This is a genomic window from Microbacterium sp. 3J1, from assembly GCF_001049495.1.
GTDB lineage: Bacteria > Actinomycetota > Actinomycetes > Actinomycetales > Microbacteriaceae > Microbacterium.
In genome coordinates, this window is sequence record NZ_CDWI01000007.1 from 292,240 (window position 1) to 312,813 (window position 20,574).

The following is a 20,574-nucleotide window of genomic DNA, read 5'->3' on the forward strand; positions in this document are numbered from 1 at the left end:
TCATGTCCGAGATCCTCTCCTTCTCCGCCGCGCTCCGCGAGCGCTCCTCCAGCTCGCACTCCCGCAGCGAGGGCGCCGGATTCATGTCCGACCTCCTGAAGGGCGAGGGTTCGCGCGAGGACTACATCGCGCTCGTCGCACAGCACTACTTCATCTACGAGGCGCTCGAGGGCGCCGGCGAGCGGATGCGTCAGGATCCCGTGGCATCCGTCTTCATCAGCGACAAGCTGACCCGCCTCCCCGCGCTCGAGGCCGACCTCGAGTTCCTGCTGGGCTCCGACTGGCGCGAGCGGATCGTGGCGCTCCCGACGACGCAGCGCTACGTCGAGCGCATCCGTCAGGTCGGTGCGACGTGGGCCGGCGGATTCGTGGCGCACCACTACACGCGCTACCTCGGCGACCTCTCGGGCGGCATCTTCATCGGCCGCGTGATGGCCCGCCGATTCGGATTCGAGACCAACGGCATCGGCTTCTACCTCTTCGACGACATCGCCGACCCTTCGGCCTTCAAGGACGTGTACCGCGAGCAGCTCGACGCGGCCCCGTGGGACCAGGCCGAGCAGGAGCGCGTGATCGACGAGGTCCTCCTCGCGTACCGCTTCAACACCGAGCTCTTCGAGGACCTCGACAGGGCGCGCCTCGTCGCCTGACCCAGGCCCGTCGCCCCTGAGGTCCCTGAGCCTGTCGAAGGGCCGCTCAGGCCTTCCCGACCTCCGGGGTGGACGCCGCCAGCCACGCCTCGCGCATGAAGCGGCGCACGTCCTCGTCGACCCGGATGTCGCTCGGGCGCAGCGCCCGCGAGAGGTACAGCCCGTCCAGCGAGGTGAGTCGCGACAGCGCCACGTAGGTCTGTCCCGGAGCGAACGCCCCCGAGCCGAGGTCGATGATGGCCCGATCGTACGTCTTGCCCTGCGACTTGTGGATCGTCACCGCCCACGCGAGACGCAGCGGGAACTGCGTGAACTCGGCCACGACGTCGCGGGTGAGCTTCTTGGTGCTGGGTTCGTAGGAGTAGCGGAACCGCTCCCAGACCGCCGGCTCGACGTCGACCTCCTCGCCGTCGATCTCGACGCGCACGGTCTCGCCGAGGATGCGCACGACGGTCCCGATGGTGCCGTTCACCCAGCGCGGGGGCTCGCCGGACATCGAGGTGTCGTTGCGCAGGAACATGACCTGCGCCCCCACTTTGAGCTTGAGCTCGGGCTCGGCGGGCAGCGACGCCTCTCCGCGTCCGAACTCGCCGCTCACCTCGGCCCTGGCCGTCTGCTCCTTGCCGGGAAGCGCGGCGAGATGACGGCCGTTGATGCTGTTCACGATGTCGTTGCGGGTGGCGAGCGTGATCATCGGCACCTCCCCCGGCTCGGGGTCCGGCGGCGTCCGTGCGCCCTGCGTGTTGAGGACCCCGGCGATCTCGGCGGTGACGCGGCCGTAGCGGACCGCGTTGAGCATCGCCTTGAAGCCGTCGTCCGACTGCCGATGGATCTGCACCAGCTCGCGCACGTGCAGCTCGGCGCGGGTGTCGACGGCGAACAGAGCCTCGGGCTGGACACCGGCGCCTGTCGAAGGGCCCGCGCCCGTCGAAGCGCCTGAATCCGGACCCGTCCAGGGGCCTGCCCACACCTTGGCGTCGAAGAACCAGAACGATCGATAGTGGTCCTTGACGTAGCGCAGCTCCTCGCCGCGCGGCGGCACAGGGGCCAGCTGGTACGGGTCGCCGAACATGACGACCTGCACGCCGCCGAAGGGGATACCGCGCTTGCCTCGCGCCTGCCGGAGCGAGCGGTCGATGGCATCCATGAGATCGGCGTTCACCATCGAGATCTCGTCGATCACGAGCGTCTCGATCGCGTTGAGGATGCGGCGCGTGTTGTCGTTCTGGTCGATGTCGGATCCGCCGATCAGACCGATCGGCAGCCGGAACAGCGAGTGGATCGTCTGCCCCTCGACGTTGAGGGCGGCGACACCCGTCGGGGCGCAGATCGCGATCTGCTTCTTCGTGTTCCACGAGAAGTACTGCAGCAGCGTCGACTTCCCGGTGCCGGCGCGACCCGTGATGAAGACGTGCTCGCTCGTGTCCTCGATGAGTCGGAACAGCTCTTGCTGCTCTTCGGACAGGGCGGGAAGCGACACGGGTTCTCTCACACGGGACGGCGGCGGGACAGCGCGACGGGCGCGCCCCTCCATGGTACGGGGAGCCGCCGTCTCAGCATCCGTCTGTCGCCTGCGCGCGCTCGGCGTCGTCCCAGGCCGTCCTCCTAGACTGACGCCATGCAGCAGGCTGAGACGACGGCGCCCCGGCGCTCTCGTCTCGCTGCCGACCTGGCCCTGCTCTCCGTCGTGGGCCTCGCCCTCGTCGCCGCTCTCGCCGCGGGCGGCGCGACTCTGTACCAGCAGTTCTACGGCCCGTCGGCGTTCGTGGTCCGCTACCTCGACCTGCTCGCCGAGGGTCGAGCAGCCGACGCCCTGCAGGTGCCCGGCGTCGCGATCGATCGCGAGACCCTGGAGGTCGCCGGCATCGGCGCGTCGGCCTCCGAAGCCATGCTGAGGCAGTCCGCGCTCGCACCGCTGGCCGACGTCGAGGTGCTGTCCGAGAAGCCCGACGGCCAGACCACTGCGGTCACGGTGTCGTACACGACCGGCGGATACGAGGGCACGACGACCTTCTCGGTCGCGCAGGACGGCTGGGCCGGCGTCACCCCGAACTGGCGATTCACCACGAGCCCGCTCGCGGTCATCGAGCTCACGCTCCGCGGCGCCGATCAGTTCGCGATCAACGGGTTCGAGGTCGACCGGCGTCAGGTGTCGATCGACGGAGCGGACGCGGCACCGCTCGACCCGCTCCCTCTGCTCGTCTTCACGCCGGGTCTGTACTCCGTCACGGTCGACACCCCCATCGCGCAGTCCGAGGGCATCGGCGTGCTCGCCGACAGCCCCCTGGCCACCACGCCCGTCGACGTGCAGACCGAGCCCACCGACGAGTTCGTCGCCGTCGTGCAGGCGCGCGTCGAGGAGTTCCTCACAGAATGCACGATGCAGGAGGTGCTGCTGCCCACGGCCTGCCCCTTCGGGCTCGAGGTGTCGAACCGCATCGCGTCGCTGCCGAAGTGGTCGATCGCGGCGCAGCCGAAGGTGACGGTCGTTCCGGAGGGCGGCCACTGGCAGATCCCCGCGACGGAAGCCGTGGCCCACGTCGAGGTCGAGATCAGGTCGCTCTTCGACGGCACGGTGCAGGCGATCTCCGAGGACGTGCCCTTCCAGGTCAACGGATCGATCACGATCCTGCCCGACGGCAGCGCGTCCATCCGCGTCGGCTCTCCCGACGAGCCTGCCGCGGGCTGACTCCGACGCTCGCGCGCCTGGGGGTCAGCGCGCCTGGCGTGCTGCGTCACGTTCGGCCTCGCGCTCGGCCTGCCGTCGATCCCGCTCGGCGAGCGCGGCCAGCTGGGCGTTGTAGTCCTCGAGCTCGGCCTCGCCCGTGCGGTCGGCGTGCCGGTCGCGGCGCTTCTGCAGCTTGGTGTCGCTGCGGCTCCACTGGATCGCGACGGTGATCGCCAGGATCAGCGTGGGGATCTCGCCGATCGACCAGGCGATGCCGCCGCCGATGTACTGGTCCTCCATGGGCGTGGGGCCCCAGTCGCGCCCCATCGAGCCGAACCAGTCGGCGACGAGCAGCCCCTCCTGCATCATCATCGCCATGCCGAAGAACGCGTGCATGGCCATGACCGCGATGAGTGTGATCAGCCGGCCGGGGTACGGCAGCCGGTAAGGCACGGGGTCGGCGCCGATGAGGCTCATCACGAACAGGTAGCCCGAGATGAGGAAGTGCGCGATCATCCACTCGTGGCCCAGGTGCTCGAACATCGACCAGCGCACGAGGTCGGTGAAGTAGAACGCCCAGAGCGACAGGACGAAGATCCCCGCGGCGACGAACGGATGCGTCACGACCTTCGCGAACGGCGAGTGCACCGCCCACATGATCCACTCGCGGCCGCCGCGGCTGCCGTCGTCGCGCTTGTGGATGGCGCGGAGCGCGAGGGTGATGGGGGCACCCGACACGAGCAGCAGCGGGATCGCCATCGACAGCATCATGTGCCCCAGCATGTGCACGCTGAAGAGGTACTCCTGGTAGGCGTTGATCGGCCCACAGGTCACCCAGACGAGCATCAGCATCCCGAATACCCAGAAGACCGTGCGGTGGATCGGCCACCGGTCGCCGCGCTTCTGCAGCCGGCGAACGCCCGCGAGATAGAAGAAGAGCCCGAAGCCCGCGGCGACCAGCCACAGGATGTCGATGTCCCACGCGGTGAACCAGCGGTCGATCGTGAACTCGGGCGGCAGTGCCGATCGGGTGAGGTTCTCGGCGGGCGTCTGCACGAACGCCGCCTCCTCACCGGTCGGCGGGGGCGTGCGTGCGAGCGCTGCCGCCGCGCCGGAGGCGAGTCCCATCAGCGCGACCTCGCACAGCACCAGCATCCAGAACCAGCGCGCGGCGTTCGCGCCCGCGAGACGAGGGATGAGACGGATGCGGTACCAGGCGCCGAGCAGCCCCATCGCCACCAGGAGCACGACCTTCGCGAGCAGGATGGCGCCATACGGCGTCCACAGCTGCGAGACGTCGCCGAGGGCGACCACCGAGCGTGCGAGGCCGGAGACCGCGACGACGGCGAAGGCGGCGATCGCGAGGCTCGAGTACCGGCCGACGAGCTGCGCCGTCCCGACGCCGGACCGGCCGCGCAGCAGCACCACGAGCAGCAGTCCACCGAGCCAGACGGCGGCGCCGATCGTGTGCAGGAGGATCGAGTTCACCGCGACGGTGTGGCCCGACAGCTCGCCCGAGTGGCCCTGGGTGGCCAGGGGGAGGAAGGATGCCGCGGCCAGCACGGCCGTGATGAGCGTTGGCGTCCAGGTGCGCCAGGCGAAGACGAGCACGGTGATGACGGATCCCATGATCGTCGTGATGAGCCACGACTGGCCGAGCGCCGTCTCGAGCAGGAATCGGCCGAGCTGCGTGCCGAACTCCCGTTCCGCGCTGAGCTGCGGGTTGAAAGCCGCCATGAAGGCGAGGAAGCCGCTGACACCCGCGCTGACGGTGAAGGCGGCTGCGCCGACGGATGCCGTGTTGAGCGCGACCTCGAACGCCTTCTCGTCGCTGCGGAGTGCGAACAGCGCCAGCACGAGGGAGCCCAGCATCGCCGCGGCGGCGAGGTTCATCGCGAGCTTGACGATCGGTATCGCCCAGCGCACGAACGGACCGGGGTCCTGCAGGAGGAGCGGCGCGGCGCCCCCTCCGATCAGCAGTGCGATGAGGGTGCCGATGACCCCGGCGCCGAGCAGCACGACGAGACCGCCCGCACGATAGGCGGGGCTGGTCCAGGTCTGCGTGGCGCGGGAACTCACCGTACAAGCCTAAGCCGCGGCGGCTGTCCGACGGCCCGGCGTCGTGAGGTACCCCTCCCGACGCACGAAGGCCGCTCCCGACGGATCGGGAGCGGCCTTCGACGGGTGCGGTCTTACTTGACGGCAGCCTTGAGCTTGGAGCCGGCGGTCACCTTGACGCGCTTGCCGGCCGGGATCTTGATCTCGGCGCCGGTCTGCGGGTTGCGGCCCGTGCGGGCTGCGGTCGCGACCTGCTCGAACGAGATCCAGCCCGGGATCGAGACCTTGCTGCCCTTGGCAACGGCGTCGGAGACCGAGGAGAACAGCGCGTCGAGGACACCCGAGACGGTGGCCTGGCTCTGACCGGTGGCGGAAGCGATGCTCGCGACGAGCTCGGTCTTGGTGATGGACTTGTCAGCCATGTCATCCTCCAGCGACGAGGATCCCGTCGCATCGTTTGTGGTGCGGGCGACGACTGCCGCCCGTTGGTCGTGTGACCGCCTTGAATGTACCAACCGGCGCCCACATTTCCGCGTCATTTCGCGGGTTTTGGGCATTTTCGTGGCGTGTCGCGCCACTTTGGCCACTTCCGTCACAGATATCGACGGGATCCGACGCGGCTGTCCGGATGCGATCGGGGGGCGGAGATCGGGGCGATCTCGTGTGGATCTCGCGGCTGTGCGGTGTGGATCTGGGGGCTGTGCAGTGTGGGTCTGGGGGCTGTGCGGTGTGGATCTGGGGGCGATGCGGTGTGGGTCTGGGGGCGATCCGATGGGTTCAGACGGTGCTTTCCGCCGGCGTCTCCGCCGGCCTCTGCGCCTCCGCGCGACGACGCTCTCGACGAGTCGGACGCTCCTTCGACAGCGGATACGCGGCGTCCAGCCGCGGCTCGATCACGATGCGGCGCAGCGCCCGGAGGATGAGGAAGCCGCCGACCCAGTACGACAGCACCAGGACCACGCCGTACGGGACTGTGAAGGCGACGAGGGTGCAGATGATCCCCACCCCGACATACAGCCACCGCCAGGCCGTGCTGATCCGGTCGCGGGCCGTCTGCTGCTCCACCGTCCGGTCCTCCAACGAATCGACGCGCATGCTGAGCCCCTCGTCCTCGATGACCGAGAAGAGCTCGCGCACCGGAACCTTCAGCGCGTCGGCGACGAGCGACAGCGTCTCGAGGCTGGCATCCTGCCCCGCCTCCAGACGCTGCACCGTGCGGAGGCCGACGCCGCTCTCGGTCGCGAGGCGTTCCTGCGTCCATCCCTGGGACTGCCGGAGTTCGATGATTCGTGTCGTGTTCATGCCGTCCATGCTTTCCGAGTGCGTCGCGGACCACCACGCCACGAAGCCGCCAGTCGCCCGCCACCTCGCCGCCACATGGCCGCCACATCTCCGCCACGTCTCCGCCACGCGGCGATCGGCTGGTTCATGCGCGGCGTGACGTATCCGGCGAGTGCGACGCGACGACCGCGCGTGCGGTGCGCTCGAAAGCCGGACCCACGCGCTCCTCGCCGTCGAGATAGCCCCCCACGAGCGCGGCGTCGCGCAGCAGGACGAGGGATGCCGCGACCTCCTCGGGTCGCACGAGTCCTGCCCCCTGGGCGACGGCGTGCAGCGTCGAGCGGAACCACTCGCGGTGCTCCTCGATCAGCTGCCGCACCGCGCCATCGGCATCCGGATACTCGGCCGCGGCGTTGATGAAGGGGCATCCGCGCGTGTGTCGGAGTCGGATGTCGGCGGCGATGCCGTCGATCACCGCATCGACGAGTTCGGTCGGATCCGTCACCGCCGCACCGGCCTCGGCGAACATCGCGCGAAGCAGCTCGTCCTCGGTGCGGAGGTAGGCGAGGACGAGGTTCTCCTTGCCCCCGAACTGCTTGTAGAGCGTGGCCCTGGTGACCGCGGCCTCCTCGATGATGCGGTCGACGCCGACCGTGTGGATCCCCTCTTCGTAGAAGAGGCGGGTCGCGCTGTCGATGAGCCGGGTCCGCGCAGCGCTCGGTCGTCTCGGGGTCGTCGTGTCGGTGGCATCCATGGTGATCCCTCTCATCGTGTCATCCGAACGCCGCGATCCGGAGCGCGACTTCTCGAGTTTCAGGAATAGGTTGCGGTAGATAGAACGTTCGGTCTACTATCAGCGTATCGCACCTGCAGAGGGCAGGGGCAGAACCAGGAGAAGAACCGATGAGCACCACCGAGAAGACCCCGATCGTCCTCATCCACGGACTGTGGATGACGCCCCAGAGCTGGAACACCTGGGCCGACCGCTTCCGCGCCCAGGGCCACGAGGTGATCGTGCCCGGCTGGCCCGGGATCGACGACCGGACCGTCGAGGACATCCGGCGAGACCCGTCGGCGCTGAAGGGCATCGGCCTCAAGCAGATCGCCGACCACTACGAGCGCATCATCCGCACCCTGCCCGTGAAGCCGATCATCATGGGTCACTCGTTCGGAGGCGTCCTCACTCAGATGCTCGCGGATCGCGGACTCGGCTCCGCCTACGTCGGCGTCGCCCCCGGTCAGACCGCCGGCGTCACCGCCCTCCCCCTCTCGACGCTGTGGACCGGCACGCCGATCCTGTCGAACCCCTTCGGCATCAACGGCGCCAAGCCGCTGTCGAAGCGCCACTTCCACTTCACCTTCGGCAACGACCTCTCTCGCGCGGCATCCGATCGTCTCTGGGAGGAATCCGCCGTCAACTCGTACAACAGGGTCTTCTTCGAGGGCGTGAGCTCGGTCGTCAACGAGAAGGGCGGCGTCACTCATGTCGACTACAGCCGCGCCGACCGGGCCCCGCTGCTGCTCATCGCCGGGGAGATCGATCACGTTCTGCCGCCGGCCATCGTCCGAGCGATCGAGAAGAAGTACCGGTCGACCGGCAGCCCCGCGGTGATCGAGTACAAAGAGTATGCGGGCCGCACCCACCGGCTCGTCAGCCAGGACGGGTGGGAGGAGATCGCCGACTACGCCCTCACCTGGGCGGTGGCGCACGCGTCGGCATCCGTCGCCTGATGCGTCCTGCCGGTCGCCTGAAGGGTCCTGCCGGTGACCTGCTGCGCTTTGCCGGTCGCCGGCCGCGTCCTGCCGGTCGCCTGCCGCGCTTTGCCGGCGGCCTGCTCTCGTCGTCGTCGGGTTCGCAGAGCCACCGAGTGGGGGCGTCCCCCTGCCCACCACGTCGGGCGGAGAACTCCCCGTCGGGCGGAGGCTGCAACCCCACCCATCCGCCCGACAGGGAGAACTCCGTCCGACGCGTGTCCTGAGAAGCGGGGCGGCCACCCCGGGTGTCGTCATGATCCTCCCCTCTATGCCGCCAGGTGCAAGCGCTGGCCCACCGCGGCCAGGATCCTCTGCTGCACCACGGGCCACTGATTCATCAACTGGTCGTAGCTGACGCGGATCACGTGATACCCGCGCAGCATCAGCTCCGCATCGTGACCGATGTCACTCGTTCGCTGAGCGCCGACGTGATGACCGCCGTCGATCTGCACGACGAGCCGCTCTCCGATGAGGAAGTCGACCGGACGACCGACGATCCACACCTGGGGCGTGATCGCGATCCGCAGCCAGCGCAACCTCGAGTGGAAGATCGTCTCGGTTCCCGCATCCGCGAACGGGCGCGCGCTCTCCAGCAGTTCGCGCGCGGCTGGCGGCAGCCGAGCTCGACCGAGCACCTCCGGATCGACCATCCGCAGGCGTAGGGCCGATTCCCACGTCGCGAGCGCGTCCTCGTGCGGTTGACAGCGTGCGACGAGGATCAGCGCATTCTCGATCGAATCCTCGAGCTGATCGGGACCGCGAGGAAACGCCGGCCTGCTCCAATGGACGATGCCTCGCACGGCGCTCGCGTGACCTGATCCGGGAGGAGCCGCGACATGTGTCTCGGAGTTCGACGTCACCCAGAGGCCTTTCCGCGCGGCGAGCGTGACGCAGCTGAGCACCACGCCCCGTCTTGCCGCTGCCAGCAACAGGGGATCCGCATCGCGTAGCGCGACCCAGCCCCTGCGGACGGAGAAGACGCTGCCCTCGCGCACCGCGCGTCGCAGCGCGTGCTCCGTGACCCCGGCCCGCTTCACAGCGCTGACTCGGGCAACCCCGTCTCGCTCGGCGAGTGCACGTTCGACATCCATCCCCCGATGATGGCCGCCGTGCGGCATCCGCCGTGACGTGAAACCCGGCCTCCGTGGATGACACTTCTGTCCTGGCGTCGGTGTAGGGCGACTCATCGGGCGGAGAACTCCCTGTCGGGCTGAGGATCTCGGCTCGGGAGTCCGCCCGACGCGGAGAAGTCCGCCCCACGGGGTGAGGGCGCCGGACACGGCGGCAGGGAAGGATCCCGCTGAGGGGACGCACGCACGGGACAGAAGGCCACCATGAAGTGACCTCAGCCGGCCATGGCCCGCCCTGGGGGCGACACATCGGGCGGAGAACTACCTGTCGGGCTGAGGATCTCGGCTCGAGAGTCCGCCCGACAGGGAGAAGTCCGCCCGACGGGGTGAGGGCGCCGGACACGGCGGCAGGGAAGGATCCCGCTGAGGGGACGCACGCACGGGACAGAAGGCCACCATGAAGTGACCTCAGCCGGCCATGGCCCGCCCTGGGGGCGAACACGTCGGGCGGAGAACTACCCATCGGGCTGAGGATCTCGGCCCGCGAGTCCGCCCGACGCGGAGAAGTCCGCCCGACGGGGTGAGGTCGCCGGACGCGTAGGAGCGCATCCCATCCGACATGGGCCAACCCGTTGGGCGGAGAACTGCCCGTCGGGCGGAGGATCTCGACCCAGAAGTCCGCCCCACAGGGAGAAGTCCGCCGAACGGGGCGGGGCGGGGTCCGCCCACCAGGGCGGGGCGGGCGCGGCCCAGAGGACCCCACACCCCCACACACAGAAGAGGGGCGAGGATCCGAAGATCCTCGCCCCTCTTGTCAGCTGAGACTTACCAGCTCGACTTGGTGACACCCGGCAGCTCGCCACGGTGTGCCATGTCACGGAAGCGGACACGCGAGATGCCGAACTTCGTGAGGACACCGCGGGGGCGGCCGTCGATGACGTCGCGCGAACGCACGCGAGCCGGCGACGCGTTGCGCGGCAGCTTCTGCAGGCCGACGCGTGCGGCCTCGCGGGCCTCGTCGGTGGCGTTCGGGTCGACGAGGGTCTTCTTCAGCTCGGCGCGACGCTCTGCGTAACGCTCGACGATGACCTTGCGCTGCTCGTTGCGAGCGATCTTGCTCTTCTTAGCCATTGATCAACGCTCCTCTCGGAATTCGACGTGCTGACGGATGACCGGGTCGTACTTCTTCAGCACGAGGCGGTCGGGGGTGTTGCGGCGGTTCTTCTTCGTCACGTACGTGTAACCCGTACCTGCCGTCGAACGCAGCTTGATGATCGGACGTACGTCCTGAGCCTTCTTGGCCATTAGAGCTTCACACCCTTCGCCTGGAGGTCCTTGACCACGTTCTCGATGCCGCGGACGTCGATCACCTTGATGCCCTTGGCGGACACGTTGAGCGTGATCTTACGACCGAGCGACGGAACGAAATAGGTCTTCTTCTGCACGTTCGGGTCGAAGCGGCGCTTCGTCCGGCGGTGCGAGTGCGAGACGTTGTGACCGAAGCCGGGAACAGCTCCAGTCACCTGGCACACTGCTGCCATGATGTGACTCCTTCTATACCGTGAGGCCGGACGGCCCCACCCAAGATCCCTTGTCTGCGCGCCACCCCACACGACCGATCACTCGGTGGAAGGAGGGGGAGCACACGAACTACGCACAGGAGTGTGCGCAGACAAAGAGTCAGTCTAGCACGGCAGCGGCTCAGACCCGCACGGCCTCCAGCAGCAGCGCAGCCCCCGGAGCGAGCAGCGGCAGCGGCACCCCCACCGTCTCCAGGAACGACCCGGATGCCTCGATGCCCGCATCCGTCCACCCGGGATCGGCGACCTGATGCCGCGCCACCTGCCCGAGGTCCTCCCGCACGCGGACGCGGTACCTCTCCCCCGCTCGGAGGCCCGGGATGCGGGTACGCGGCGTGAACGCGTCGACCGACGTGCCGAGGCGCACCCAGGCGAACACCGCGCGCGAGCCGTCGGCGGCCACGACGCCGTGCAGCAGCGTCTCGTCGTCGACCTCGTCGGAGCGCACGGTGACACCGCTGTGCAGCAGCGGCCGCAGCTCCCGGTACACAGCCGTCCACCGAGTCAGAGCCTCGCGCTCCTCGGCCGAGCACGCGGTGATGTCCCACTCGACACCGGCATGGCCGAACAGCGCCGTCGTCATGCGGAACGGCAGGGATGCCGCTCGGTGCGTGGTCTCGGCGATCGCGGGCCCCACGTGCGACCCCACGACCTCGGGCGGCACGAGCGCGCCGGTCCACCGCTGGATGCGCTGCCGCTCGATCGGGTCGTTCGAGTCCGAGGCCCACACACGCTGCGTGCGAGCGAGCACACCCAGGTCGACGCGCGCCCCGCCGCTCGCGCACGATTCGATCTCCAACGACGGATGCCGGTCGCGCAGCGCATCGAGCAGCGCGTAGAACGCCGTGGTCTGCGCGTGCACGGACGCCCGGCCGCTGCGCGGCGACACCGCCGCGTGCAGGTCGCGGTTGTGGTCCCACTTGATGAAGTCGATGCCGACCTCGCTCACGAGCGCGTCGATCCGCTCCAGGAGGTGGGCCGTAGCATCCGGGTTCGTGAGGTCGAGCACCTTCTGGTGCCGCCAGGTACCGGATTCCGGAGAGGACTGCAGGATCCAATCGGGATGCTGCGCCGCGAGCTCGGAGACCGGGTTGACCATCTCGGGCTCGAACCACAGGCCGAACTGCATCCCGAGTCCGTGCACGTGGTCGGCGAGCGGGCGCAGCCCGTCCGGCCACTTCGCGCGGTCGACGAACCAGTCACCGAGTCCCGACCTGTCGTCCGGCCGCCCGGTGAACCAGCCGTCGTCGAGCACGAACCGCTCGACGCCGACGGCCGCCCCCGCCTCGGCGAGCTCCCGGATCTTCGCCGGGTCGTGGTCGAAGTACACGGCCTCCCACGTGTTCAGCACGAGCGGGCGCGGTGTCGAGGGGTGGCCGGGCAGTGCCCTCGCCGCCTGATGCAGACGCGCCGACGCGGCATCCAGCCCGTTCCCGCCGTAGGCGAGGTAGACGAGCGGCGACGTGTACGTCTCACCCGCAGCCAGCCGGATCTCGCCCGGGAGCAGCAGCTCACCTCCGCCGAGGACCGCCCCGTGCACGCCGGCCCCCTCGGGCAGCCGCTCGACCCCGACCTCGAGGTCGCCGCTCCAGGCGACGTGCGCAGCCCACACCTCGCCGCGACGGAAGCCGAAGCCGTCGGTGCCGACGACCGTCAGGTACGGGGCGTCATGGCCGCCGCGCCCTCGTCGCACCTGGCGGAGGTGGGCACCGTGGCGCACGGGTCCGCGCTGGGGGCGCCGCTCTCCCGTCCAGCGCCCGGTGTGATCGAGCAGCTCGGTGGCGTACGCGGGGATCGGCAGCAGCAGACGGGCGGCCATGAGGTCGAGCGCGTCGGCCTCCGTGCCGGCGGTGCTCGTCACCGAGAGCTGCGCGGTGAGCACTCCCCCGGCGTCCAGCGCGAGGTCGAGGACCACCGAGACAGCAGCACCGGCATCCTCGAAGCGACCGCGCAGCGACGACCCGGCAGCCTCCCACCCCACGGCCGAGAGCTGCGGGGCGCTGTGCAGACCCCCGCGATGCCAGGCGAGAGCAGGAGCCCCCGACCATCCATCGGCCTCCACGGCGAGCAGCGGGAACATCCGCGGCGCGTCGAACGAGCTGAACGTCACCGAGCCCGTCGACGATGCGGCGACGGCGTCGAGATCCGCGGGGTCGAGCTGGGCACCCCAGTGCAGCAGGCGCGCGCCGGCGGTGTCGATGAGCACGCTCACGCCGGCCGAGGAGAGATGGACGAGTTCGGTCATGACTGCTCCAGACAGATCGCAGACGGAAAAGAGAGACCCGCCCGTGAGCATACGGGCGGGTCTCCGCAGGCGTCGCTGATGACGCCGAGGGTGTTACTCCTTGACGGGGATCGATGCGGCCTTGAGTGCGTCGATCGTCGAGGACTGGCCCTTCTCGATCGCGTCGAGCAGGGTGCCGCTGCCGCTGACGGCGGCCTTGAAGCCGTCGGAGACGTCGGCGTAGGTCTGCGTCATCGTCGGCCCCCACGCGAAGTCGGGCGACACCTGGGTGGCGGCGTCGGCGAACACGTCGTAGATCTTCTGGCCGCCGTAGAACTCCACGCCCTCGGCGAAGACCGGGAGCGTCAGGCCCTCGGTGGTGGCCGGATAGAGGTTGGCCGCCTCGGCGAGCGCGGTCAGCGCCTCTTCCGAGGTGTTCAGCCACAGAGCGAACTTCGTCGCCTCGTAGACGTGCTCGCTGCCCTTGAGGACCGCGGTCGACGAGCCGCCCCAGTTGCCGGCGGCGGATCCGCCCGCCTCCCACTGCGGCAGCGGTGCGACGGCCCAGCTGCCGGCCGTGTCCGGCGCTCCGCTCGAGATCGAGTTCGCGCCCCAGACGGCCGAGTTCCAGGTCCAGACCTCGCCCGAGTTGTAGGCGTTGTTCCACTCGTCGGTCCAGGCGGGCACGGTCGCGACGAGGTCGTCATCGAGCATGCTCTGCCAGAAGTCGGCGACCGTGGTGGTGGCGTCATCCGCGAGGGACACGGTCCAGCCGGCGTCGTCGCTCGAGAACCACTGCGCGCCGTCCTGCCACGCGAAGCCCGCGAACTGGTTGATGTCCGACTGCGAGAAGTTCGTGATGTACCCGCCCAGCTCGCGGATCTTCACCGCGGCCTCGCGGTACTCCTCCCAGGTCGTCGGGATCGCGATGCCGTTCTGCTCGAACAGGTCGGCACGGTAGAACAGGGCCATGGGGCCGGTGTCCTGCGGGATGCCGTAGACGCTGTCGGTGCCGAGCGTGACCTGGCCCCAGGCCCAGTCGACGAACTGGTCCTCGGCGGCCACGACGTCCTCGCACGCGCTGAGATCCTCGATGCCGTCCTGCACGAGGAAGTTCGGCAGCGCGTCGTACTCGATCTGCCCGAGATCGGGGGCATCGCCCGCCTTGATCTGGTTGAAGAAGTTCTGGTACGTGCCTCCGTTGCCGTTGGGGCCGGTCTGCACGTCGACCTGGATCTCGGGGTTGGCCTCGTTCCAGAGGTCGACGACTCCTTCGATCCCGGGGATCCAGGAGGTGAACTCGAGCGTGACGTCGCCGTCAGCCGGGGTGCAGGACGCGGCTGCGTCGCCGCCGTCGGTGCTCTCTCCGCCGCCGGCGGAGCAGCCTGCGAGCGCGAACGCCGAGATGGCGATGATGGCGGCCGCTGCCTTCTTCTTCGAATGCTGCATGTCGATCCCTTTCATGGATGCGATGAGTGGTGCGGGTACTGCAGGTGAGGTGGTGCGGGTGGTGGGGTGCCGCGCGGTCGGCCCGTGCGACTGCCTGCTCACTTCAGGGCGCCGGCGCCCAGTCCGTTGCGCCAGAAGCGCTGGAGCAGGAGGAAGGTGACGATCAGCGGGATGACCGACAGCAGTGCGCCGATCAGGACGAGACCGCGCAGCTCGGGGAGCTGGTTCAGCTGGTTGTTCCAGTTGTAGAGGCCGAAGACGACCGGGAAGAGCTCCTCGCTGCGGAGCATGATCATCGGCAGGAAGAAGTTGTTCCAGATGGCGACGAACTGGAAGAGGAACATCGTCACCAGGGCCGGGGTCATCAGTCGCATGCTGACGGTGAAGAACGTCCGGATCTCCCCCGCGCCGTCGAGTCGGCTCGCCTCGAGCAGCTCGTCGGGCACGGACGAGGCGGCGAAGATCCGCGCCAGGTACACGCCGAACGGACTGACGATCGAGGGGAGGAACACCGACCAGAACGTGTTCGTCAGCTGCGCCTGACTGAACAGCAGGAACAGCGGCAGCGCGAGGGCCGTCGCGGGCACCAGCACGCCGCCGAGCACGATGTCGAACATGAGGTCGCGCCCCGGGAAGCGGTACTTCGCCAGCGCGTACCCGGCCATGGCGGCCAGCAGCGTCGCGATCGCTCCGCCGAGCGCCGCGTAGAGCACCGAGTTCAGCAGCCACCGCAGGTAGATGCCGTCGCGGTAGGTGAACAGCTCGACGATGTTGTCGAACAGGTGGAAGTCGGCGAACCACAGCGGGGCGGTGGTGAGGATGTCGCCGGTGTCCTTGCTGGACGCGACGAGCAGCCACCACAGCGGCAGGAGGAAGTAGACCGTGAAGACGGCCATGATGAGCATGGCCGAGCCGCGGGAGAGACCCGATTCCCGGGCGATCTTGCCGCGAGGCGCGGTGCCGCGGGTCGAGCGGCCCGGGGCGACGATCGACATGGTGCTCATGCGTTCTGCTCCTTGCGCTGCATGTACTTCATGAATCCGAACGAGAGCACGAAGGTGGTCACGGCGAGCACGACCGAGAAGGCGGCCGCGAGGTTCGTGTTCGGGATGGATGCCGTGGCGTACACGGTCATGTTCGGGGTGAACGTGCTGGTGACCGCCGAGCTGAACGAGCGGAACACCTGCGGTTCGGCGAGCAGCTGCAGTGTGCCGATGATCGAGAAGATGGCGGTCATCACGATGGCGGGGCGCACCAGCGGGATCTTGATCGACCAGGCGATGCGCCACTGGCCGGCACCGTCGAGGCGCGCCGCCTCGTAGAGTTCCTGCGGGATCGACAGCAGAGCCGAGTAGATGATCAGCATGTTGTAGCCGACGTAGACCCAGGTCACGACGTTCGCGATCGACCACAGCACGAGGTCGGCGCCGAGGAAGTCGATGTTCTTCGTCAGGGCGGTGAACGGCGACAGGTTGGGCGAGAACAGCGAGCCCCACATGATGGCCGCGATGACACCCGGCACCGCGTACGGCACGAAGAACGCGAGGCGGAAGAACCGCTTGCCGCGCACGAGCGGCGAGTCGAGCAGGAGCGCGAAGAGCAGGGCGAGTCCGAGCATCACGGGCACCTGCACGACGCCGAAGAGCAGCATCCGCCCCATCGAGCTCCAGAAGGCCTCGTTCTGGAAGACGAGCACGTACTGCGCGAAGCCGCCGAAGACCTCCTCGGCCTTGCCGAAGGTGCCGTCGCGACGCACGACGAGCAGCGACTGCCAGAACGCGTAGACGATCGGGACGACGTAGAAGAGCAGGAACAGGATGCCGAAGGGCACGAGCAGGAACGCGATGGCTCCCTTGTGCGGGATGCGGCGGCGGCGACCGGGCGCGGCCTGCGCCGAGCCGACCGCCGGAGCGGCGAGCGTGGTGGTCATACATCCTCCTTGATGATGCGGACGGCCCCCGCCGGGACGCGTCCGGTGGCGGGAGCGTCGGTGACGAGGTCGTGCCCCGTGACGGCGAGTTCGACCGCGGAGTCGCCGTGGTTGATGATGAAGAGGAAGCTGCCGCGGTCGCCCGAGCGGCGGACGATCTCGACGTCGCGGTCGGCTCCCGGGTGCGCAGTGACGCCCGCGTCGGACGCGAGCCGCGCCACGAGGTCTCGGTAGGCGATGCGGTCGGGCTGCGTGGCCACGAACCATGCTGCCCCCTCCCCCGCCGCGCGGCGAGTCAGGGCCGGGGCGCCCGCGGACGGGCCGTCGGCGAAGGACGCCACGGCCACCGCATCCGTCGTCTTCAGGCGTTCGGTCCACACCGAGCCGGTGGTGCCGTCGGTGAGGAACACCGTCTCGCCGGGGAGCAGCGGTGCGAACTCCTCCGAGCGGATGCCGAGCAGCTCGCGGAACGCGCCGGGATACCCTCCCGTGCGGACGCGGTCCTCCTCGTCGACGATGCCGCTGAAGAAGGTGATCAGCGCGGTGGCGCCGTTCTCGACCGCCCGGGCGATCGCCGCGGCATCCTCGTCGCTGATCAGGTGCAGAGCCGGGACGATGAGCAGGCGGTAGCCGTCGAGGGCGGCGCCGGGGCGGACGACGTCGGTCGTGATCCCCGCATCCGCGAGGGCCGCGTGTGCGGCGTGCACCTGGCCGAGGTAGGTCACCCCCTCGCTCGGACGCCCCTCGTTCTCGACCGCCCACCAGCTCTCCCAGGAGAACAGCAGGGCGGCGTCCGCCTCGACGCGAGTGCCGGCGACCTCTCCGAGGCGACCGAGCAGTCCGCCGAGCTCGACGGCCTCGCGCCACTGGTCGGAGTCCTCGCCGGCATGCGGGACGAGGGCGGTGTGGTACTTCTCGGCGCCCTGCGCCGAGGCGCGCCACTGGAAGAAGCAGATGCCGTCGGCCCCGCGGGCGACGTGCGCGGCGATGTTCCGCACCATCTCCCCCGGACCCTTGGCGAGGTTGTACGGCTGCCAGTTCACGGCGCCGGTCGAGGTCTCCATGAGCAGCCAGGGTGCGCCCTCGGCGAGGCCGCGGGTGAGGTCGGCCGCGAACGAGAGCTCGCCGCGCGGGTCTTCGAGTCGACGGTCGAGGTAGTGGTCGTTGGCGATAACGTCCATGTCGCCGGTCCACGTCCAGTAGTCGAGGTTGCGGATGTGCGCGGTGACCATGAAGTTGGTCGTCACCGGCACGTCGGTGCGCTCACGGAGGATCGCGGCCTCCGCGCGGTAGAGCGCCAGCTGCTCGTCGGAGCTGAATCGCTGGAAGTCGAGGATCTGCCCGGGGTTGCGCAGAGAGAGGACCTGCGCGGGCGGGCGCACGTCGTCGAACGAGCTGTAGCGCTGGCTCCAGAACGTCGTGCCCCAGGCGCGGTTGAGCGCGGCGATGTCGTCGTCGTAGCGAGCGCGGAGCCAGGTGCGAAAAGCCTCGGCACTCGTGTCGCAGTAGCAGAGGGCGTTGTGGCAGCCGAGCTCGTTCGACACGTGCCAGAGCGAGACGGCGGGGTGGTCGCCGTAGCGCTCGACGACGCGGGTGACGACCTCGGCAGCGTAGGCGCGGAAGAGCGGCGAGCTCGGGCAGTACGCCTGACGTCCGCCCGGGTGGAAGACCGTTCCGTCTTCACCCACAGGCAGGATCTCGGGATGCCGGGCGGTGAGCCACGGGGCGGGCGACGAGGTGCCGGTGCCGAGATTGATCCGGATGCCGCCGGCGTGCAGCTGCTCGATGATCTCGTCGAGCGCGCTGAAGTCCCACACCCCGTGCGCCGGGTTGATGGACGACCAGCCGAAGATGTTGATGGCCACGAGGCCGATGCCCGCCTCCTGCATGAGCCGCACGTCCTCGGGCCAGACGCTGCGGTCCCACTGCTCGGGGTTGTAGTCGCAGCCGAAGACGAGGCCGTCGCCCTGCGAGAGGGTGGCGATGCGGTCGGACACTGCGGCGGCCATGCGAGGCGCTCCTTTGCGGATCATGTGTGCACGTGCACAGCCCGAATCGCGGAGGGAACGTCGGGATTTTCTGTGAACGTGCACACATCGTCGCATGTCGCGGCGCGGGGCGTCAAGTCGGCATCGCTAGGCTGTGGATCATGAGTCTCCCCGGGCGCCGTCGCAGCACCGTGCACGACGTGGCCCGCGTGGCCGGCGTCTCGCGCGGAACGGTGAGCCGCGTCATCAACGGCGGCTACGTGTCCGACGCGGCACGCACCGCCATCGAGGAGGCGATCCGCGAGGTCGGGTACGTGCCCAACACGGCCGCGCAGAACCTCGTGCGTCAGCGCACTCAGGCGATCGCGTTCATCGTGCACGAGCCGCACGCGCTGTTCCTCGAGGATCCGAACATCGGCGCGATCATGCTCGGCACGAACGAGACCCTCTCCGAAGCCGACTACCAGATGGTCTGCCTCGTCGTCGACTCGGTGCGCGACACCGAGCGCGTTGCGCGGTACCTCAACGGCGGTTTCGTCGACGGTGCCGTGATCGTCTCGGCGCGCGCCCAGGACCCGATCACCAAGGCGGTGATGCGCCTCGACCTGCCGGTCGCCTACGTCGGCCACCCGCCCGAGGTCGATGCCGCCTGGGTCGGCGTCGACAACCGCGGTGCCGCACGCGCCGTGACGTCGCGACTGATCGAGACCGGCCGCCGCCGCGTCGGCATGATCGCGGCCGCCCTCGACCGCGACTCGGGCGCCGACCGTCTGGCCGGCTTCACCGAGGCCCTCGGCGACGCCTTCGACCCGGCCCTCGTCGAGGAGGTGCCGCTGTACTCCTACGCCGACGGCGCCGCCGGCATGACTCGGCTGCTCGACCGCGCGCCCGATCTCGACGGCGTGTTCGCCGCGTCGGATGCCGTCGCCGCCGGCGCCATGTGGGCGCTGCGCGAAGCGGGTCGGCGCGTGCCCGAGGACGTCGGCGTCGTCGGCTTCGACAACAGCTCGTGGGCGACGCGCACCACCCCGCAGCTGTCGACCGTCGACCAGCCCGCACAGGGGCTCGGCGCCGCAGCCGCAGCATCCGTCCTGGCGCAGCTCCGCGACGATCAGCGTCCGCGCGCAGGGATCATGCTCCCCACACCGGTCGTCTGGAGAGACTCGGCCTGACGACGGGCTCGGCCTGCCGAGGACTCGGCCCACCCGCGGCCACCCGCGGCGTCAGGCCGAGGCGAGGGATGCGGCCTCCGCGCCTCTCCCCCAGCGGAACGGGGAGACCGTCGGATCGCCGGCGATCCAGAAGCGCCACGGGAAGGCGTCCGTCCCGGCGACTCCCGCGACGCCGACCCTCGGCCCCGTCGCCACGTCGGTCAGGGGATCGTCGCGCAGCCAGAGCTCGGCGCGGGCGCCCTCGAGCTCGGTGCCGGTGATCGCGTCGATCCCGTCGTGGATCGGATGCCGCAGACCCGCCGCCTGGCCGAAGCGCCCCGGCCCCCTGGCGAGGTCGCGCTGCGCCACGGACGTGAGCGGCAGAGTCGCGCGGCGGCGCACCGCCGCGGCATCCGCGCCGAGCACGACCTCGCCCGCCCGCAGCAGGATTCCGCCGGCCTGGCCCTCTGGGCCGGCCACGACGTTCACGCACGAGTGGATGCCGTGGCTCAGGTACACGTACAGGTGCCCGGGTTCGCCCCACATGGTCGCGTTGCGGGCGGTGGGTCCCATCCGCGCGTGCGAGCCCGGGTCCGGCGCCGGGCCGGTGCCCTGACCGTGGTACGCCTCGACCTCGGTGAGTCGCAGTCGCACCGCGGAGCCCGCGACGACCGTACGCAGCTCGCCCCCGAGCAGCCTGGGCGCGACCCCGACGGGGAGGCCGCTCAGCTCGTCACGGGTGGCGCGATGCACGGCATCCGGCATGCGCG

Annotated in this window: 19 protein-coding genes; 4 read left to right on the forward strand and 15 right to left on the reverse strand. The window is 69.5% G+C overall.

Annotation, left to right across the window (positions count from 1 at the left end; translation table 11 throughout):
- Window positions 1-2: 2 nt before the first annotated feature.
- Entirely contained in the window at window positions 3-650 is a 648-nt protein-coding gene (locus BN2660_RS04840) for a biliverdin-producing heme oxygenase (RefSeq protein WP_091227977.1), read from the forward strand.
- A gap of 46 nt (window positions 651-696) precedes the next feature.
- Here BN2660_RS04840 and BN2660_RS04845 read toward each other — a convergent pair whose 3' ends face one another.
- Window positions 697-2,130, reverse strand: coding sequence for an ATP-dependent DNA helicase (locus tag BN2660_RS04845; protein WP_176697086.1), 1,434 nt, complete (start codon window positions 2,128-2,130; stop codon window positions 697-699).
- A gap of 138 nt (window positions 2,131-2,268) precedes the next feature.
- Here BN2660_RS04845 and BN2660_RS04850 point away from each other — a divergent pair, with 138 nt between their 5' ends.
- Entirely contained in the window at window positions 2,269-3,339 is a 1,071-nt protein-coding gene (locus BN2660_RS04850; RefSeq protein ID WP_091227983.1) for a hypothetical protein, read from the forward strand.
- 24 nt (window positions 3,340-3,363) lie between these two features.
- Here BN2660_RS04850 and BN2660_RS04855 read toward each other — a convergent pair whose 3' ends face one another.
- The 4 genes from BN2660_RS04855 to BN2660_RS04870 form a co-directional block, all read right to left on the reverse strand.
- On the reverse strand, window positions 3,364-5,397 hold the full coding sequence (locus BN2660_RS04855; protein WP_091227986.1) for a bifunctional copper resistance protein CopD/cytochrome c oxidase assembly protein: 2,034 nt from the start codon (window positions 5,395-5,397) through the stop codon (window positions 3,364-3,366).
- Between the two features lie 113 nt (window positions 5,398-5,510).
- Entirely contained in the window at window positions 5,511-5,798 is a 288-nt protein-coding gene (locus BN2660_RS04860) for an HU family DNA-binding protein (protein ID WP_050724056.1), read from the reverse strand.
- Window positions 5,799-6,153: 355 nt separating this feature from the next.
- Window positions 6,154-6,678 carry a helix-turn-helix domain-containing protein gene (locus BN2660_RS04865; RefSeq protein ID WP_091228072.1) on the reverse strand — a complete coding sequence of 175 codons (525 nt, stop codon included), beginning with the start codon at window positions 6,676-6,678 and terminating at the stop codon, window positions 6,154-6,156.
- Window positions 6,679-6,802: 124 nt separating this feature from the next.
- Window positions 6,803-7,426 (reverse strand): TetR/AcrR family transcriptional regulator, encoded by a 624-nt coding sequence (locus BN2660_RS04870; RefSeq protein WP_255305030.1) that lies wholly within the window; start codon window positions 7,424-7,426, stop codon window positions 6,803-6,805.
- Between the two features lie 134 nt (window positions 7,427-7,560).
- Here BN2660_RS04870 and BN2660_RS04875 point away from each other — a divergent pair, with 134 nt between their 5' ends.
- Window positions 7,561-8,388: an alpha/beta hydrolase gene (locus BN2660_RS04875; protein ID WP_091227991.1), complete on the forward strand. Its 828-nt coding sequence runs from the start codon at window positions 7,561-7,563 to the stop codon at window positions 8,386-8,388.
- Window positions 8,389-8,678: 290 nt separating this feature from the next.
- Here BN2660_RS04875 and BN2660_RS04880 read toward each other — a convergent pair whose 3' ends face one another.
- The 9 genes from BN2660_RS04880 to BN2660_RS04920 all read right to left on the reverse strand — a co-directional run bounded on the left by BN2660_RS04880 (window position 8,679) and on the right by BN2660_RS04920 (window position 18,674).
- The gene (locus BN2660_RS04880; RefSeq protein WP_091227994.1) at window positions 8,679-9,503 is read right to left on the reverse strand and encodes a type IV toxin-antitoxin system AbiEi family antitoxin domain-containing protein; all 825 of its coding nucleotides are present in this window, start codon (window positions 9,501-9,503) and stop codon (window positions 8,679-8,681) included.
- Window positions 9,504-10,307: 804 nt separating this feature from the next.
- Window positions 10,308-10,613, reverse strand: coding sequence for a 30S ribosomal protein S14 (gene rpsN, locus BN2660_RS04885; RefSeq protein ID WP_017829734.1), 306 nt, complete (start codon window positions 10,611-10,613; stop codon window positions 10,308-10,310).
- A 3-nt stretch (window positions 10,614-10,616) separates the two neighbouring features.
- Window positions 10,617-10,787 carry a 50S ribosomal protein L33 gene (rpmG, locus tag BN2660_RS04890; RefSeq protein WP_017203558.1) on the reverse strand — a complete coding sequence of 57 codons (171 nt, stop codon included), beginning with the start codon at window positions 10,785-10,787 and terminating at the stop codon, window positions 10,617-10,619.
- Window positions 10,787-11,023, reverse strand: coding sequence for a 50S ribosomal protein L28 (rpmB, locus tag BN2660_RS04895; protein ID WP_017203559.1), 237 nt, complete (start codon window positions 11,021-11,023; stop codon window positions 10,787-10,789). Before rpmB ends, rpmG begins: the two co-directional genes overlap by 1 nt.
- A 160-nt stretch (window positions 11,024-11,183) precedes the next feature.
- The gene (locus tag BN2660_RS04900; protein ID WP_091227996.1) at window positions 11,184-13,307 is read right to left on the reverse strand and encodes an alpha-galactosidase; all 2,124 of its coding nucleotides are present in this window, start codon (window positions 13,305-13,307) and stop codon (window positions 11,184-11,186) included.
- A gap of 93 nt (window positions 13,308-13,400) precedes the next feature.
- Window positions 13,401-14,735 (reverse strand): ABC transporter substrate-binding protein, encoded by a 1,335-nt coding sequence (locus BN2660_RS04905; protein ID WP_091227999.1) that lies wholly within the window; start codon window positions 14,733-14,735, stop codon window positions 13,401-13,403.
- 98 nt (window positions 14,736-14,833) lie between these two features.
- Window positions 14,834-15,730 carry a carbohydrate ABC transporter permease gene (locus BN2660_RS04910; RefSeq protein WP_091228074.1) on the reverse strand — a complete coding sequence of 299 codons (897 nt, stop codon included), beginning with the start codon at window positions 15,728-15,730 and terminating at the stop codon, window positions 14,834-14,836.
- Window positions 15,731-15,735: 5 nt separating this feature from the next.
- The gene (locus BN2660_RS04915) at window positions 15,736-16,665 is read right to left on the reverse strand and encodes a carbohydrate ABC transporter permease (RefSeq protein WP_091228001.1); all 930 of its coding nucleotides are present in this window, start codon (window positions 16,663-16,665) and stop codon (window positions 15,736-15,738) included.
- On the reverse strand, window positions 16,662-18,674 hold the full coding sequence (locus BN2660_RS04920; protein WP_091228004.1) for a beta-galactosidase: 2,013 nt from the start codon (window positions 18,672-18,674) through the stop codon (window positions 16,662-16,664). Before BN2660_RS04920 ends, BN2660_RS04915 begins: the two co-directional genes overlap by 4 nt.
- Window positions 18,675-18,814: 140 nt before the next feature.
- On the opposite strand from BN2660_RS04920, the gene BN2660_RS04925 reads away from it, so the two are divergent.
- Complete coding sequence (locus tag BN2660_RS04925; RefSeq protein ID WP_091228007.1) at window positions 18,815-19,825, forward strand: LacI family DNA-binding transcriptional regulator; 1,011 nt, start codon at window positions 18,815-18,817, stop codon at window positions 19,823-19,825.
- Window positions 19,826-19,876: 51 nt separating this feature from the next.
- On the opposite strand, the gene BN2660_RS04930 is transcribed toward BN2660_RS04925, so the two are convergent.
- A complete protein-coding gene (locus BN2660_RS04930) occupies window positions 19,877-20,569 on the reverse strand; it encodes a DNA-3-methyladenine glycosylase (protein WP_091228010.1) in 693 nt (230 codons plus the stop codon).
- Between the last annotated feature and the right edge of the window lie 5 nt (window positions 20,570-20,574).

Coding starts and splice junctions, on each gene's coding strand:
- BN2660_RS04840 (WP_091227977.1), top strand. CDS start 3: ATGTCCGAGATCCTCTCCTTCTCCGCCGCGCTCCGCGAGCGCTCCTCC.
- BN2660_RS04850 (WP_091227983.1), top strand. CDS start 2,269: ATGCAGCAGGCTGAGACGACGGCGCCCCGGCGCTCTCGTCTCGCTGCC.
- BN2660_RS04860 (WP_050724056.1), bottom strand. CDS start 5,798: ATGGCTGACAAGTCCATCACCAAGACCGAGCTCGTCGCGAGCATCGCT.
- BN2660_RS04865 (WP_091228072.1), bottom strand. CDS start 6,678: ATGAACACGACACGAATCATCGAACTCCGGCAGTCCCAGGGATGGACG.
- BN2660_RS04870 (WP_255305030.1), bottom strand. CDS start 7,426: ATGAGAGGGATCACCATGGATGCCACCGACACGACGACCCCGAGACGA.
- BN2660_RS04875 (WP_091227991.1), top strand. CDS start 7,561: ATGAGCACCACCGAGAAGACCCCGATCGTCCTCATCCACGGACTGTGG.
- BN2660_RS04880 (WP_091227994.1), bottom strand. CDS start 9,503: ATGGATGTCGAACGTGCACTCGCCGAGCGAGACGGGGTTGCCCGAGTC.
- rpsN (WP_017829734.1), bottom strand. CDS start 10,613: ATGGCTAAGAAGAGCAAGATCGCTCGCAACGAGCAGCGCAAGGTCATC.
- rpmG (WP_017203558.1), bottom strand. CDS start 10,787: ATGGCCAAGAAGGCTCAGGACGTACGTCCGATCATCAAGCTGCGTTCG.
- rpmB (WP_017203559.1), bottom strand. CDS start 11,023: ATGGCAGCAGTGTGCCAGGTGACTGGAGCTGTTCCCGGCTTCGGTCAC.
- BN2660_RS04900 (WP_091227996.1), bottom strand. CDS start 13,307: ATGACCGAACTCGTCCATCTCTCCTCGGCCGGCGTGAGCGTGCTCATC.
- BN2660_RS04905 (WP_091227999.1), bottom strand. CDS start 14,735: ATGCAGCATTCGAAGAAGAAGGCAGCGGCCGCCATCATCGCCATCTCG.
- BN2660_RS04910 (WP_091228074.1), bottom strand. CDS start 15,730: ATGTCGATCGTCGCCCCGGGCCGCTCGACCCGCGGCACCGCGCCTCGC.
- BN2660_RS04915 (WP_091228001.1), bottom strand. CDS start 16,665: ATGACCACCACGCTCGCCGCTCCGGCGGTCGGCTCGGCGCAGGCCGCG.
- BN2660_RS04920 (WP_091228004.1), bottom strand. CDS start 18,674: ATGGCCGCCGCAGTGTCCGACCGCATCGCCACCCTCTCGCAGGGCGAC.
- BN2660_RS04925 (WP_091228007.1), top strand. CDS start 18,815: ATGAGTCTCCCCGGGCGCCGTCGCAGCACCGTGCACGACGTGGCCCGC.
- BN2660_RS04930 (WP_091228010.1), bottom strand. CDS start 20,569: ATGCCGGATGCCGTGCATCGCGCCACCCGTGACGAGCTGAGCGGCCTC.